The sequence below is a fragment of the Rhodanobacter sp. FW101-FHT13A11 genome (assembly GCF_058790335.1).
Genome location: NZ_JBYTCN010000004.1, coordinates 261,025 through 275,186 on the forward strand (window position 1 = coordinate 261,025; position 14,162 = coordinate 275,186).

Below are 14,162 nucleotides of genomic sequence, written 5' to 3' on the forward strand. Positions count from 1 at the left end.
CATCGGCGCAGGCGTAACTGCCGCGCCGCGCAACCGGCGCGCCCGATGCCCGCCTGCAACGCGAACCGCGCCACTTCTACCGGTAGCGCGAGCGCAACGGCGGCTGGCCGCCGAACGCGAACCAGCGCCTGCAGCTGATCGACGAAAAGGGCGTCGACGCGGCCGCCGGCAAGTCGGCCCAGGTGGAATGCCCGGTGCAATGGGGCAGCTGCCGGGTCGAGGTGTATGACCCGTCCATGAAACCCACCGCGGTGTCCCCGTTCATCGCCGGCTACGGCCGGGACGACGAGAACCTGGGCAAGGCGGCGCGCCCGGACAAGGTGAAGCTGGCGCTGGACAAGGCGCGCTACCGCGCCCGGCGACACCATGAAGGTCGGCGTGACGCCGCCGCACGATGGCCCCGGCGTGTTGCTGGTGGAATCGATCATCATGCTCTACGCGAAGAACTATCGAGGCGAAGGCCGGCGCCACCTTCGAGATCCCGGTGACGAAAAGAGCGGGAACGTCACGACGTCTGCGTGACCGCGCCGGTGTTCCGCGCCGGCGAAGCGGCGGACCATCCGTTGCGCGTGACGCTGAAGGCCCTGGGTGCCCAAGGCGAGGTGCAGTGGCTGTTGGACGGCCGCCTGCGGGGCAGCAGCGACGGCGCGGCGGCACGGAGCCTGACCTTGCCGCAGCCCGGCCCGCATACCATCACCGCGCTGGCCCGCAGCGGCGCGTTCAGCGCCTTGCAGGTGCGCGTGGCCGACTGAGCGGGCGCCGCGCCGCGAACTGCGGGCCGCCGGCGTTGTCTGAATGGACGCGGCCGAAGACTGGAAACCGGTCCGCCGCGCCCCCATCCACGCCGCCGAGCCGCACGAGACAGCATCGACCCGGTGGTCCATGATGCGGCACATTCGCGTGCAACCCGGAGTTTCCATGCGCATTCTGCTGGCCGAGGACGACATGTCCATTGCCGAAGGCATCCGTGCCTCGCTGCGGCATGGCGGCCATGCGGTGGACCACGTGGTCAACGGCAGCCTCGCCGATGCGGCCCTGCGCGACCACGGCTACGACCTGCTGGTGCTGGACCTCGGCCTGCCCGTGCTCGACGGCAGCGAGGTGCTGCAGCGCCTGCGCAACCGCGGCACCGGCCTGCCGGTGCTGGTGATCACGGCGCGCGACGGCCTGCCCGATCGTGTCCGCGTACTCGACCTGGGCGCCGACGACTACCTGGTCAAGCCGTTCGAGCTGGCGGAGTTCGAGGCGCGCGTGCGCGCGCTGTTGCGGCGGGCCAGCAGCCAGGGCAAGCCGGAACTGCAGCTCGGCCGGCTGCGGCTCGACCTGCCCGGACATCGTGCCTGGGTCGACCAGGCGCCGCTGGAGCTCACCGCGCGCGAGTTCGGCCTGCTGGAGGCGCTGGCGCTGCGCGCCGACCGGGTCACCAGCCGCGCGCAGCTGGTCGAGGCGCTGTGCGACTGGGACCAGGAGCTGACCGACAACGGGCTGGACATCGCCATCCATCGCCTGCGCCGCAAGCTGGACGGCAGCGGCACCGGCGTGCGCACGATCCGCGGGCTGGGCTACCTGCTGGAAGAGCTTGCCGAAGGCGGAAGCGAGTCGGCATGAAGCGGTCGTCGCCATCGCGCCCCAGCCTGCGCCGCCGGCTGCTGGTGTTCCTGCTGATCCCGATGGCGGTGCTGCTGCTGCTGGATGCGCTGCTGAGCTATGGCGTGGCGCTGACCTACGCCAACCGGGTGCACGACCGCGACCTCGGCGGCGACGCGCTGACGCTGGCCAAGATGCTTGGCAAGGACCCGCAAGCCGACCGGCTGACGCCGCAGGCGCGCTTCCTGCTCGAATACGATCCGGTCGGCCGCAGCTATTTCAGCGTGAGCAGTTCCCGGCACGGCCTGCTGGCCGGCGACGGCCGGCTGGCGCGACCGGTGGCCGCGTCGGCGCCCGACGCCACGCCCACGCTGTACGACACCCGCCTGGACGGGCATACCCTGCGTGCCGCGGATGTCCGGGTGACGCCGTCGGACGACCCCGGCGACAGCCTCACCATCGTCGTCGCCGAGACCTTGCGCGACCGCCACGAGCAGGCCCGCGAGATCCTGCTGCTGGCGGTGGTCATGCAGACCTTCCTGATCGCCTGCGTACTGTCGCTGGTCTGGTTCGGGGTCAGCCGCGGGTTGCGCGTGCTCGATCCGCTGACCGCGCGGCTGGCCACCCGCCCGGACGAACTGGCGCCGATCGACGGTCCCGACGTGCCGCAGGAGATCCAGCCGCTGACCCGCACCATCGACGCGCTGTTCGGCCGCCTGCGCGGCATGCTGGCCCTGCACGACCGCTTCATCGCGGACGCCGCGCACCAGCTGCGCACCCCGCTGGCGGGGCTGAGCCTGCACGTCGACCGTGCGCTCGCCGACCCGCGGCCGGAGACGCTGTCCGACGCTTTCGACCACATCCAGCGGCTGACCCGGCGCGCCGCGCGTACCTCCTCGCAGCTGCTCGCGCTGACCCGTGCGCAGGCGGCTCCGGCGGATACCGGCGATTACCGGCTGCTCGACCTCGCCAGGCTGATCCCCGAGGCGGTGTCGCAGCGCGTGTACGAGGCGATCCGCGCCGGTGTCGACCTCGGCTACGAGGGCCGCCAGGAGCCGCTGTACATCCTGGGCGACGCGGCCGGCCTGCAGGATCTGCTGGACAACCTGATCGACAACGCCGTGCGCTATGCCGGTCGCGGCAGCGTCATCACGGTGCGGCTGCAGGCGCGGGAGGGCGGCGGCGCCACCCTCAGCGTGGAGGACAACGGGCCGGGCGTGCCGACAGAGCTGCTGCCGCGGCTGAGCGAGCGTTTTTTCCGTGTCGGCGGCAGCCAGGAGCAGGGCAGCGGACTCGGCCTGGCCATTGTCCGGCGCATCGCCGGACGCCATCATGCCGAGGTCGTCTTTCGAAACGGACAGGAACGCGGCCTGCGTGTGGACGTACACTTTCCACCCCCGCCGCCCGCCTTGGCCTCTCCACCATGACCACGTCCCGCGCGACCCCCACCCCATCGTCGTCAGGAGGAAGTAAGATTTCACGACGACAATACGCGCGAGTATCCCCACCACCTACCGACACACACGCCTTCCGCGAGGCGTCGTCATGGAATCCGTCCGACGTGTCACCCCGATCGAGCAGGGCCATCCCCGGCAACCGCTTGCGCACCGGCCTGCTCGGTGCGCTGCTCTGCGGGCTGGCCGGCTGCGCCGCACCGCTGCCGAAGCTGGCGCCGCCGGTGCCGGCGCAGTGGCAGCACGCGGTGGCCTCGCAGCCGGCCCCGCCGACCGACCTGCACGGCTGGTGGCACGCCTTCGCCGATCCGGGGCTCGATGCGCTGGTCGATCGCGCGCTGGCCGACAACCTCGACGTGGCACAGGCCGTCGAGCGCATGCGCGCGGCGCGGATCCTGCGCAAGCATTCCGGCGCACGCTACCTGCCCAGCCTGGTCGCGCGCACCAACGATGCGATCGACCCCGACGCCAGCGCCTCGTACTTCGTCACCGGCTTCGACGCCACCTGGGAACTGGGGCTGTTCGGCCGCGCCGAAGGCACCCGGCGCCTGTCGCAGGGCGAACTGGATGCCAGCCTCGCCGACCTGCAGGCCGCGCGGGTCAGCCTGGTCGCCGAGGTGGTGCGCGAGTGGATCGGCCTGCGCACCGCCCAGCAGCAGGAACAGCTGCTGTTGCAGGTGAGCCAGGCCCGCCAGCGCGAATGGGAACTGGTGCAGACGCGCGAGCGCCTGCAACTGGCCTCGCCGGGCGCGGTGGACCAGGCCCAGGCCGCCTTCGCGCAGGCCCAGGCCGCGTTGGCGGCGCCGCGTCAGGCGATCGACGCCAACGCGCAACGGCTGGCCGTGCTGCTTGGCCGCAACCAGCCCGATCCGGCCTGGTTGCAGGCTGGTTCGCCCCCCGAAGTGGGCAGCTGGCGGATCGACGGCACCCCGGCCGACCTGCTGCGCACGCGGCCCGAGATCGCGCACGCCGAGGCGGACGTGCTGCGCGCCGCCGGCGAGCTGGCGTTGGCCCACGCCGACATGTATCCCAGCATCGGCCTGGGCGCGTCGATGGTCTGGGCCACCGACATCAACAACAACCACCGCTTTTCCACCACCCCCAACGGCATCGCGTCGGTGGGCCCGGCGATCAACATCCCGCTGTTCGACTGGGGCATGCGGGTGGCGGCCAAGCACGCCAGGGACCACGAGCTGAAGGCCAGCGTGCTGGCCTACCGGCAGGCCGTGCTGCAGGGCGTCGCCGAGGTGGAGACCGCGCTCGGCAGCCTGCAGCAGCAAGAGCAGCGCGAGCAGCACAGCAAGCTCGCATGGCAGGCGCTGCAGCGCGTCGACCAGACCGTGCAGAAACGCGTCGGGCTGCGCCTGGGCAGCCCGCTCGATCGCGTCGAGAGCCAGATCGCCGCGGACCAGGCCGCGCTGGAACTGGCCGACGCGCGCGCCAGCCACAGCCTGGCCTACGTGGCGCTGTTCAAAGCGCTCGGCGGCGCGCCGCGGCCGGGCGCGCCGGCGCCGGATGCATCGCCCGCGCCGGTCGCCGCGGGACAGGCGGACCGCTGATGGTTGCCCTCGCGCGCAAGACCCTGGTCTACGAATGGCGGCGCTTCCTGCCGGCGATCCTGGCGGTCGGCTTCGCCGGCCTGCTGCAGCTGCTGCAGATCGCGCTGGTGTTGGGCATCTTCGGCAGCACCAGCCTGTACATCACCGGCTCGTCGGCCGACGTGTGGGTGGGTTTTCCCGGCACGCAAAGCGTGAGCCTGGGCCGCGCGATCAATGCCGACCTGCAGTCGCGCATCCTGATGGATCCGGCCGTGGAACGGGTCGAACCGTACCTGTGGGTCGACGGCGATTGGCGCGGGGCGCATGAAACCGGCGGCGTATCGGTGTTCGTCTCCGGCATCGACACCCGCGCCGACGGCCTGATGTATTCCAGGGTGCTGTCGCCCGCGCTGCGGGCGCGGCTGGCCGAGCCGGACGCGATCGTGGTCGACCGCTCCGCCATGGACCAGCTCGGCGTGGATATCGGCCAGACCGCCACCATCAACGGCCGGCAGGTGCGCGTGGTCGGCATCAGCACCGGCCTGCGCGCGCTGGGCGGGGTCAACGTGCTGTGCTCGCTGGATACCGCGCGTCATCTGGACAGCGACCCGAGCGACGACGGCCCGACCTACCTGGTCGCGAAGCTGCGCGATCCGGCCCAGGCCGAAGCGGTGGCCGCGCGCCTGCGCGGCGATACCGCCTTTGGCCCGTACACCGCATGGAGCGCCCGCGATTTCGCCAACATCTCGGTGCGCTACTGGCTATTCGACACCGGCGCCGGCGCCGGCGTGCTGTTCCTGGCCGGCATCGTGTTCCTGGTCGGCGCAGCGATCACCAGCCAGACCCTGATCGCCGCGGTCAATGGCTCGGTGCGCGAGTACGCCACGCTCAATGCGCTCGGCGTGGGCGTGGGCGCCCTGCGCAAGGTGGTGCTGGAGCAGGCGTTCTGGGTCGGCGCGCTGGGGCTGCTCGGCGCCAGCGTGCTCGGCATCGCGCTGATGCTGCTGGCGCGCAGCCAGGATGTGCCGGTGGTGCTGAACGTGACGGCGGCGCTGGCCTGCATCATCCTGGTGATGGGCCTGGCCGCCGTCTCCGGCCTGGCCGCGATGCGCAGCCTGCGCCGCGCCGACCCCGCCACCTTGCTGAGGTAACCGCGATGCAGGCCGCCACCGTCATCGAATCCGCCCGCCCGCCGTCGCTGCGTGCCGAACACGTCAGCAAGGCCTTCGTGTCCGGCGAACAGCGCACGCAGGTGCTGGACGGTCTCACGCTGGACATCGAGGCCGGCGAACTGACCCTGATCTCCGGCCCGTCCGGCTGCGGCAAGAGCACCCTTCTGGCGGTCCTCAGCGGCCTGCAGAAGGTCGACGGCGGCCGCGTCTGTGCGCTCGGCAGCGAACTGGGCCAGCTCGACCTGCGCGCGCTGGAGCGGTTCCGCCTGCAGCACACCGGCTTCGTGTTCCAGGGCTTCAACCTGTTCCCCGCGCTCTCTGCGTTCGAACAGGTCGAGCTGCCGCTGAACCACATGGGCCTGTCGCGCGAGGAGGCGCGCTGCCGCGCGCAGCAATCGCTGGAGGAGGTCGGCCTGGCGCACCGCATGCGGCTGCGCCCGTCCGAATTGTCCGGCGGCGAGAAGCAGCGCGTGGCGATCGCCCGCGCGCTGGCCAAGCGGCCGGAGCTGCTGTTCGCCGACGAGCCGACCAGCGCGCTGGACGCCGCCAACGGCCAGGTCATCATCGACATCCTGCATCGCATCGCGCGCAACCACGGCACCACGGTGCTGTGCGTCAGCCACGACCCGCGCCTGGTCGTCCACGCCGACCGCGTGCTGGCGATGGAGGACGGCCGCATACTCAGCGACCGGCGCAGCCAGGCGCCGGTCACCGACAGCCACGGAAATCCTTCATGAAACCGCTCCTGTCCCATCCATCGCAACGCTCTGCCGTCTCCCGGTGGCTACGGCTCGGCTCGCTGGCGCTGTGCAGCACCTGGCTGGCCGCGGGCTGTTCACGGCCGGCCGCGCCGGCCGGTCCCGCTGCCGGCCCGGTCGCCGCCTATGCCGCGGTGGCGCGCGGCCGCATCGACGTCGAAGGCGGGCTGCTGAGCCTGTCGATGCCGCGCGAGGGCGTGCTCGCCAGGGTCGCGGTGCACGAGGGCGACCATGTCCGGCAGGGCCAGCTGCTGGCCGCGCTGGACGACGAGCCGGCCCGGCTGGCGGTGGATGCCGCGCAAGCGCAGCGGGAGCAGGCGCAGGCGCAGCTGAAACTGCTCGGCATCAAGCAGGCGGCGGCGAAGCAGCGCGCGCAGCGGCTGGCCGCAGCCGTGGCTGCCGGCGCCGGCGACGGCCAGAGCGCCGACGACGCCGGCGAGGCCGCCGCGCAACTCGACGCGGAGCAGCAGGCGGCCCGCGCGGCGCTGGACATGGCCAGCCAGAAGCTGGACGAGGCCCGCTACGAGCTGAAGCAGCGCAGCCTGCTGGCCCCGTTCGACGCCGAGGTGGTGCGCGTGTCGGCGCAGCCCGGCGCCAGCGTGTCGCCCGCCTCCGGCGCCGTGTTCACCCTGCTGCCGCAGAAGCCGCGGATCGTGCGCGCGGAACTCAACGACAGCTTCGTCGGCGCGATCCAGCCCGGCATGCCGGCGGAAGTGAGCGCCGACAGCGGGCGCGCCGGCGCGTCCTGGAGCGCGCACGTGCTGCGCGTCGGCAAGGTGTACGGCCCGGCCACGCTGGAGAATGACCCGCAGGTGCGCGCCAATGCCCGCACGGTGGAATGCGTGCTGGCGTTCGACCAGCCCGACCCCGGTCAAACCCGGGGCCTGCGCATCGGCCAGCGCGTGATGGTGCGTTTCGGCAAGGCGCCGCCCGCCGCGCCGCCCGCGAAAGACTGAGGAAACCGCCGGCTGCGACCATGCCATGCATGAAAATCGCCGCGACCCATCCCCGCAAGGCAAACGCGTGATCCAGCAGACTGACTTCTTCTTCGAGGGTGGCCGCAGCGGCGTGCTGCTGATCCACGGCCTCACCGGCACGCCGATGGAAATGAAGCTGCTCGGCAAGGGCCTCAACCGCGCCGGCTTCACCGTGCACGGCATGCAGCTGGCCGGCCACTGCGGCAACGTCGAGGACCTGCTCGCCACCGGCTGGCGCGACTGGTACGCCAGCGTGGAGCAGGCCGCCGACGCGCTGCTCGAAAAGGTCGACCACCTGTTCGTCGGCGGCCTGTCGATGGGCGCGCTGCTGGCGCTGAAGCTGGCCGCCGACCGCCCCGGGCAGGTCGCCGGCGTCGGCGTGTACGGCGCCACCTTCCGCTACGACGGCTGGAGCATTCCGCGGATGGCGCGGCTGTCGTTCCTGCTGCCGTTGCTGAAGAAGCTCGGCATCGGCCGCGGCCGCAGCTTCATGGAGCAGCCGCCCTACGGCATTCGCGACGAGCGCCTGCGCGCGCAGGTCAGCACCGCCATGCTCGGCGGCGACAGCGCCGCCGCCGGCCTGCCCGGCAACCCGTGGTACTCGCTGGCCGAGATGTACGGCCTCGCCGCCGCGGTACGCAGCCAGCTGCCGCAGGTGACCGCGCCGTGCCTGGTCGCCCACGCCAGCGACGACGACGTGGCCAGCCCGAAGAATGCCGAACTGGTGCTGCGCCACGTCGCCGCGCCGACCGAGCTGCTGCTGCTCGAGGACAGCTACCACATGATCACCATCGACCGCGAGCGGCGTACCCTGATCGACCGCTCGGCGGCGTTCTTCGAGCGCGTGGTCGCCGCCGGCCACGCACCGCACATCGCGGCCGCGGCCTGAACATGCCGGCGGGCGACAGCATCTCCCCCCTGGTCGCGGGTCTGTGGCTGCTCAACATCGTGCTCGACAGCGGCGGCCAGCTGGCGTTCAAGGCCGCCGCCGGCGACGAGACCGCCGGCGACGGGCTGGCGCGCTGGAAGCACATGGCGGCGCGGCCGTGGCTGTGGCTGGGCGTCGGCTGCTACGTGATCGAGTTCCTGGTGTGGATCGCGTTCCTGTCGCTGGTCCCGCTGTCCGAGGGCGTGCTGCTGGGCTCGATCAACATCGTGGCGATCATGGTGGCCGGACGCATCCTGTTCGGCGAGAAGCTCACCCGGCTGCGCATCGCCGGCATCCTGCTGGTCACCCTCGGCGTGGCGATCGTGGGGCTCGGCGGATGAAGCGCTTCTACCTGTTCGGCTTCCTGCTGCTGATGGGTTTCGACACCCTGGCGCAGATCAGCTTCAAGTACGCCGGGACCCAGGCGCTGCCGGTGGAGGCGAATGTGGCCTGGCTGCTGCGCGTGTTCGGCCAGCCGTGGGTCTACGGCGCCATCGTGGGCTATGTCGGCGCGTTCTTCACCTGGATGGCCCTGCTCAAGCACGCGCCGATCGGCCCCGCGTTCGCCGCTTCGCACCTCGAGGTGGTGTCGGTGATGCTGCTGTCGGTGTGGCTGTTCGACGAGCAGCTCACCCTGGTCCGCGTGGCGGGCGCCATCGCGATCATCGCCGGCATCGTCTGTCTCGGCTTCGCCGAAAACAGCGAGCACGCCGCCGCGCCCGGGCCGGCCGCCGCGGACACCTGAGCCGCCGCGGTACGCTGCGCGCATGCTGCCCCGTCGCCGCCATGAACTGCCGCCCACCGCCGGCCTGCCGCTGCGGCTGGCCGACCTGCGCCCGGGCGCGCCCACGCTGGCCGACGGTGTCGCCACGTTGCTCGGCACGCCGCCGCTGCAGCTCGCCTGCTCCGGCACCGCCGCACTGCTGATCACGCTGGCGACGCTGCGCGAGGCGCAGCCGCAGCGCCGTCGCGTGGTGGTGCCCGCCTACACCTGCCCGCTGGTGGCGCTGGCGGTGCACCAGGCCGGGCTGGAGCTGCAGCTGTGCGACCTGCGTCCCGGTCACTACGACATGGACCCGGCCGCGCTGCGCGCCGCCTGCGACGAGCGCACGCTGGCGATCGTGCCCACCCACCTGGCCGGTCGCGTCGCCGATGTCGCCGATGCGCTCGCCGTCGCGCGCCAGGTCGGCGCCTGGGTGATCGAGGATGCCGCCCAGGCACTGGGTGCGCGTCGCGCGGGGAGCAGTGTGGGCCTTGCCGGCGACGTCGGCTTCTTCAGCCTTGCCGCCGGCAAGGGCCTGTCGATCTACGAAGGCGGCCTGCTGCTGGCGCGCGACCCGGCGCTGCGCGAACGGCTGGCGCGCACCGCCGCGCGCATCGCGCCCCATAGCCTGCGCTGGGAACTGCGCCGCAGCCTCGAACTCGTCGGCTATGCCGCGCTGTACCGTCCGCGCGGCCTGCGCCTGGCCTACGGCGATCCGCTGCGCCGCGCGCTGCGCCACGGCGACGAGGTCGCCGCGGTGGGCGACGACTTCGCGCTGCCGCTGCCGCTGCATGCGGTGGGCCGTTGGCGCCAGGCGGTGGGCGCGCATGCCGTGGTGCGCCTGCCGGCCTTCCTCGGGCAGCTGTCGGCGCAGGCGCGCCGCCACCTGCCGCGGCTGCGCCGCCTCCCCGGTGTCAGCGTGCTCGACGACCCCGCCGGCGCGCACGGCACCTGGCCGTTCTTCCTGCTGCTGCTGCCCGACCGGCGCCGCCGCGACGCCGCGCTGGCGCAGCTGTGGCGCTCCGGCCTCGGCGTCAGCCGCCTGTTCATCCACGCCTTGCCCGACTACCCCTACCTTGCCGGCATGGTGCCCGCGCAGAACGTGCCGCATGCCCGCGACTTCGCCGCGCGCAGCCTCACCATCGGCAACAGCCCGTGGATGACCGACACGGACCTCGAAACGATCTGCGGCGTGCTCGAGTGCGGCTGAGGCGCCCGTCCGTCGCGCCGTCGCGCCGCCGCGCCGCCGCCAATTCACACGGACGAAATCTTCCACCCGCAAGAATGTCGCCCGGTTTGCCGGCGTCCGGGCGCCAGCGCCGACGACGGTTTCCACGCAGTTTCCACAGGGGGCGGCATGACGGCAGTGCAGCACACGGGCATCACCAGCAGGTTCCGCGAGGACCCGCGACTGCATGGGATCGCGGCACTGATCCTGCTGCTGCCGCCGGTGTTCTTCCTGTTCCCGGTGCCGATCGACGAGACGCGCTACCTCGCGGTGGCGTGGAACATGCACCTGAGCGGGCAGTGGCTGGTGCCGTGGCTGGACGGCGCGCCGTATTCGGACAAGGCGCCGCTGCTGTTCTGGCTGATCAACCTGGCGTGGTCGGTGACCGGCGTGCACGCCTGGGCGGCGCGCCTGCTGGAGCTGTTCGTGACGCTGGCCACCCTCCCGCTGCTCGCCTCGCTCGGCCGGCGGCTGGGCGTCGAGCGGGCGGGCGTGCAGGCCTCGCTGTGGCTGTGGCTGGGCTGCGCCGCGGGCGCGGTGTACGCGGGCGTGGTGATGTTCGACATGCTGCTCACGTTGTGCACGCTGGCGGCGTGGCGGGCCACGCCTGCGCTGGCGGGTCGGCGCTGGCCGCTTGCCCTCGCGGCGATGGCCGTGGCGCTGGGTGCGGGGGTCCTGGTCAAGGGCCCGGTCGCCCTGCTGGTGGGCGGCGTGCCGGCGCTGCTGGCGCCGTGGTGGCTGCCGCAGGCGCGGCCGCTCGCGACCTGGCTGCGGCTGCTCGGTGCGCTGCTCGGCGCCGTGCTGCTGGCGCTGGCCTGGGCGTTGCCCGCCGCCAGCGCGGGCGGCGCCCAGTATGCGGACGCGATCTTCCTGCACCAGACGCTGGGGCGCGTGGTGCAGAGCTTCGCGCATGCCCGACCCTGGTGGTGGTACCTGCCGATCCTGCCGGCGATGCTGCTGCCGTGGGTGGCCTCGACCGGGCGCGGCGCGTCCGCATCCGCTTCCGTCGGCGGGGTGGTGGACCGCTTCGTGGTGGCCGCGTTCGTTCCCGGCTTCGTCGTGTTCAGCCTGATCAGCGGCAAGCAGCCGCATTACCTGCTGCCGCTGCTGCCGGCGCTGGCCCTGGCCGGCGGGGTGCGCCTCGGCGCCGGCCGCTGGCGCGTGGTGGGCTGGCGCGTCGGGCTGGTGCTGGCGCTCATCGGCATCGCGGTGGCGATCGGCCTGGGCCGGCTGGCGACCGATCGCGCCGGCCGTGCGGGAGCCATCGCCTGCGGCGTACTCATCGTCATCGTGGGACTGGCGTACGTGTGGCAGCGGGCGCCGTCGCTGCCGGTGAGCCTCGCCGCGCTGGGCATGCTGGCGGCGCTGCTGCTGTGCAAGCTTGCCTTCGTGCTCGGCGCCGGCCCCCGCTACGACGTCAAGACAGCGGCCCGGCGCGTGGCCACCGCGCAGCAGGCGGGTGTCCCGCTGCTGTTCGCCGGGCCGCAGTACGGTCTGCTCACCTTTGCCGGGCGGCTGACCGCGCCGATCCCGGCGACCACCGACCCGGCCGCCGTCGCGGCGTGGGCGCGCGCGCATCCGCAAGGGTGGGTCATCAGCGGCGAGCCGGGCTACCAGTACCCGGCCACGCCGTTGTACCGGCAGCCCTATCGCGACGGCAGCCTGCGCATCTGGCATGCCGGCGACATCGTGGGGACGGCAGCGGCGCCACCGGTGGATCCTCGGCGTGGCTAGTAGGCGGCCCGGCCGGAACGCGCCGCGATCGCCTGCAGCAGTTCGAGGTTCAGCGCGTGCTGTTGCGCCTGCCAGCCGGCGAGCTGCGCGGGGTCGATCACCGGCTGCTCGTCCAGCGCCGACAGCTTGCGCTTCCACCATTGGCGGTAGCGGTAGTGCGAGACCTCGCCATTGATGTCGCTGCCGACCAGGCCGTGGCGCAGGCTGTCGATCAGCGCCCGCGCATGGTCGAGCTGTAGGCGGCCCTGGTCCCAGTTGGTGCGGGCCACCTCGGGCGCGAACGCGTCCTTGTCGATCGACAGGTAGCTCGGCGCGGCCTGCGTGCGCTGGTGCTCGACAAACGCGTCGATCAGCGCCGCGGGCGTGTCGAAGCCGTGGAACGCCCGCGCCAGTCCGAGCCGGCGCGCCCAGCCGGTATCCACGCCGATGCTCCAGTAGCTCAGCTTGCCGCGCCACAGCGGCGCAAGGTAGTTCTCCCAGGCGTGGCCGCCGCCGATGTCGGGCGAGGTGATGCCGAGCACGTGCACGTGGCTCACCTGCGGCAGCATCGCCACCTTGCGTACCCACGAGCCGCAATGCACGCCGAACGGGAAGCGCATGTTGTCCGGGTGGTTGTCCAGCACCACGACCTGGAACGGCGCGGCCGGCCGCAAGCGCGCGATCAGCGGCCAGCTGAGGTGGTGGAAATCGCCGCTGCCCAGGAACACGGTGCCGTACTCGGCCGGCAGCAGCTCGTCCAGCATGGTGCGGAAACGCCGCATGTCCGCCAGCGAGCAGCCGAAGCGGATCGACTCCTGCCAGTGTTCCAGCGGCAGCACCAGCCGGCCGGGCAGGGGGCCGACCGAGCGGTCGATGTCGAGCACGACGGGGCGGTTCGCGAGGTCATTCATCGGCGGCTTCCGCGGCCGCCTGCCAGTGGCGGTCGCTCTCGAAATGGCTGCCCAGCCGGCGCAGCAGCGCGCGCAGCAGGGGATTGCGGGCGTACACCGCATGGCGGGTGAAGGTCATGCGGGCGCCGAGGAAGGATTTCACCTCGGGGTCGGTCCAGCCGGCCACGTAATGGCTCAGGCCGCGCCGGCGCGCATGCCCGAGGTTGTGCATCCAGCTGACGAAGTACAGGTTGTGCTCGCGCGCCGCGGGGTAGGCGAGGCCGATGTACTTGTCGACCAGCTTGCCGCCGTACTCGTAGCACAGGTTCCAGCCGATCATCCTGCCTTCGTGGCGGTAGACGAACACCACGCCGCCGCTGGCCGCGTCCTGCAGCAGCAGGCGGAAGAAGTCCGCGCCGAGGCGGTCGAAGTGGATGGTGCTCTGCGCGTACACGTTGTCGAACAGCGCCTGGAACGCGGCCAGCGTCGCCTCGTCGCGGAAGCAGGCGTCGCCGGTGCGCAGCGTCTCGATCTCGAGATCGGCGCGCGAGCGCAGCTTGCGCCGGATGTTCTTCCGCCGGCTGTAGCTGAGCCTGGCCAGGTATTCGTCGTCCGAGCCGAAGTCGATCGGCACGAAGGCCAGTGCCTGGCCTTCCAGCAGCACGAAGCCCGCCGCCGCGCAGGCCGCGGCGAAGGCGCGCGCGTGGGCGTTGGCCGCGTCGTCCAGCAGCGGCGAATCCTGCGCGATGTCCTTCACGATCAGCAGGGCGCATTCGTCCCCGAAGGCGGCTTTCAGCCCCTGCGCCAGCGCCGCCGGCGCCACGTCCGGCGGCAGCGGCGCGTACTCGGTCACCGTGGTGCCCGCGAAGCGGGTGCGCCAGCGCAGCAGGCGGCTCCAGTGGCGGTACAGCGGCAGCGCGGCCACGCGGCGGCGCAGCGCGTCGTCGGCCGTGGTCAGCAGGTCGAACGGCGCCACGAAGGCCGGCATGCCCTGCGGCGAATGGTCCACCGCGAAGCCGGCCGGCGGCTCGGCCATGAACGCGGCGAGCAGCGCGTCCGGTTCCAGTTGCGAAATGAAAGGCATGCGTAAGCGAGTTTGCCTAGACTGTGCTGGCCAATAGCTTGACCGGCCCACCTTGCGCCGGCCTTCCATT

14 protein-coding genes and 1 pseudogene are annotated in these 14,162 nt (G+C 72.3%); 13 read left to right on the forward strand and 2 right to left on the reverse strand.

The annotated features are described in order from the left end of the window. Positions 1–50: 50 nt before the first annotated feature. The 13 genes and pseudogenes from AC3WRN_RS07055 to AC3WRN_RS07115 all read left to right on the forward strand — a co-directional run. Positions 51–560: pseudogene (locus AC3WRN_RS07055) on the forward strand (alpha-2-macroglobulin family protein); the annotation flags it as partial. 9 nt (positions 561–569) lie between these two features. Continuing rightward, on the forward strand, positions 570–752 hold the full coding sequence (locus AC3WRN_RS07060; RefSeq protein ID WP_492622474.1) for a hypothetical protein: 183 nt from the start codon (positions 570–572) through the stop codon (positions 750–752). A gap of 166 nt (positions 753–918) precedes the next feature. Further along, a complete protein-coding gene (locus tag AC3WRN_RS07065) occupies positions 919–1,608 on the forward strand; it encodes a response regulator (RefSeq protein WP_068094190.1) in 690 nt (229 codons plus the stop codon). Further along, positions 1,605–3,014 carry a sensor histidine kinase gene (locus AC3WRN_RS07070; protein WP_492622437.1) on the forward strand — a complete coding sequence of 470 codons (1,410 nt, stop codon included), beginning with the start codon at positions 1,605–1,607 and terminating at the stop codon, positions 3,012–3,014. The genes AC3WRN_RS07065 and AC3WRN_RS07070 overlap by 4 nt, the downstream gene beginning before the upstream one ends. A 134-nt stretch (positions 3,015–3,148) precedes the next feature. After that, entirely contained in the window at positions 3,149–4,600 is a 1,452-nt protein-coding gene (locus AC3WRN_RS07075; RefSeq protein WP_492622438.1) for an efflux transporter outer membrane subunit, read from the forward strand. Further along, entirely contained in the window at positions 4,600–5,730 is a 1,131-nt protein-coding gene (locus tag AC3WRN_RS07080; RefSeq protein ID WP_492622439.1) for an ABC transporter permease, read from the forward strand. Before AC3WRN_RS07075 ends, AC3WRN_RS07080 begins: the two co-directional genes overlap by 1 nt. Before the next feature lie 5 nt (positions 5,731–5,735). Then, positions 5,736–6,488: an ABC transporter ATP-binding protein gene (locus AC3WRN_RS07085; RefSeq protein ID WP_492622440.1), complete on the forward strand. Its 753-nt coding sequence runs from the start codon at positions 5,736–5,738 to the stop codon at positions 6,486–6,488. After that, on the forward strand, positions 6,485–7,465 hold the full coding sequence (locus AC3WRN_RS07090; protein WP_492622441.1) for an efflux RND transporter periplasmic adaptor subunit: 981 nt from the start codon (positions 6,485–6,487) through the stop codon (positions 7,463–7,465). Before AC3WRN_RS07085 ends, AC3WRN_RS07090 begins: the two co-directional genes overlap by 4 nt. A gap of 67 nt (positions 7,466–7,532) precedes the next feature. Then, positions 7,533–8,375, forward strand: a complete 843-nt coding sequence (locus AC3WRN_RS07095) for an alpha/beta hydrolase (RefSeq protein ID WP_492622442.1) — start codon at positions 7,533–7,535, stop codon at positions 8,373–8,375. 2 nt (positions 8,376–8,377) lie between these two features. Further along, complete coding sequence (locus tag AC3WRN_RS07100) at positions 8,378–8,755, forward strand: EamA family transporter (RefSeq protein WP_068094214.1); 378 nt, start codon at positions 8,378–8,380, stop codon at positions 8,753–8,755. Further along, positions 8,752–9,159, forward strand: a complete 408-nt coding sequence (locus AC3WRN_RS07105) for an EamA family transporter (RefSeq protein ID WP_492622443.1) — start codon at positions 8,752–8,754, stop codon at positions 9,157–9,159. The genes AC3WRN_RS07100 and AC3WRN_RS07105 overlap by 4 nt, the downstream gene beginning before the upstream one ends. 22 nt (positions 9,160–9,181) lie before the next feature. Further along, a complete protein-coding gene (locus AC3WRN_RS07110; protein WP_492622444.1) occupies positions 9,182–10,387 on the forward strand; it encodes a DegT/DnrJ/EryC1/StrS family aminotransferase in 1,206 nt (401 codons plus the stop codon). Positions 10,388–10,534: 147 nt separating this feature from the next. Continuing rightward, positions 10,535–12,139 (forward strand): ArnT family glycosyltransferase, encoded by a 1,605-nt coding sequence (locus tag AC3WRN_RS07115; RefSeq protein WP_492622445.1) that lies wholly within the window; start codon positions 10,535–10,537, stop codon positions 12,137–12,139. Here AC3WRN_RS07115 and AC3WRN_RS07120 read toward each other — a convergent pair. Together AC3WRN_RS07120 and AC3WRN_RS07125 are read right to left on the reverse strand one after the other, a co-directional pair. Continuing rightward, entirely contained in the window at positions 12,136–13,029 is an 894-nt protein-coding gene (locus AC3WRN_RS07120; RefSeq protein WP_492622446.1) for a hypothetical protein, read from the reverse strand. The genes AC3WRN_RS07115 and AC3WRN_RS07120 overlap by 4 nt on opposite strands. After that, the gene (locus tag AC3WRN_RS07125) at positions 13,022–14,092 is read right to left on the reverse strand and encodes a GNAT family N-acetyltransferase (RefSeq protein ID WP_492622447.1); all 1,071 of its coding nucleotides are present in this window, start codon (positions 14,090–14,092) and stop codon (positions 13,022–13,024) included. The genes AC3WRN_RS07120 and AC3WRN_RS07125 overlap by 8 nt, the downstream gene beginning before the upstream one ends. Between the last annotated feature and the right edge of the window lie 70 nt (positions 14,093–14,162).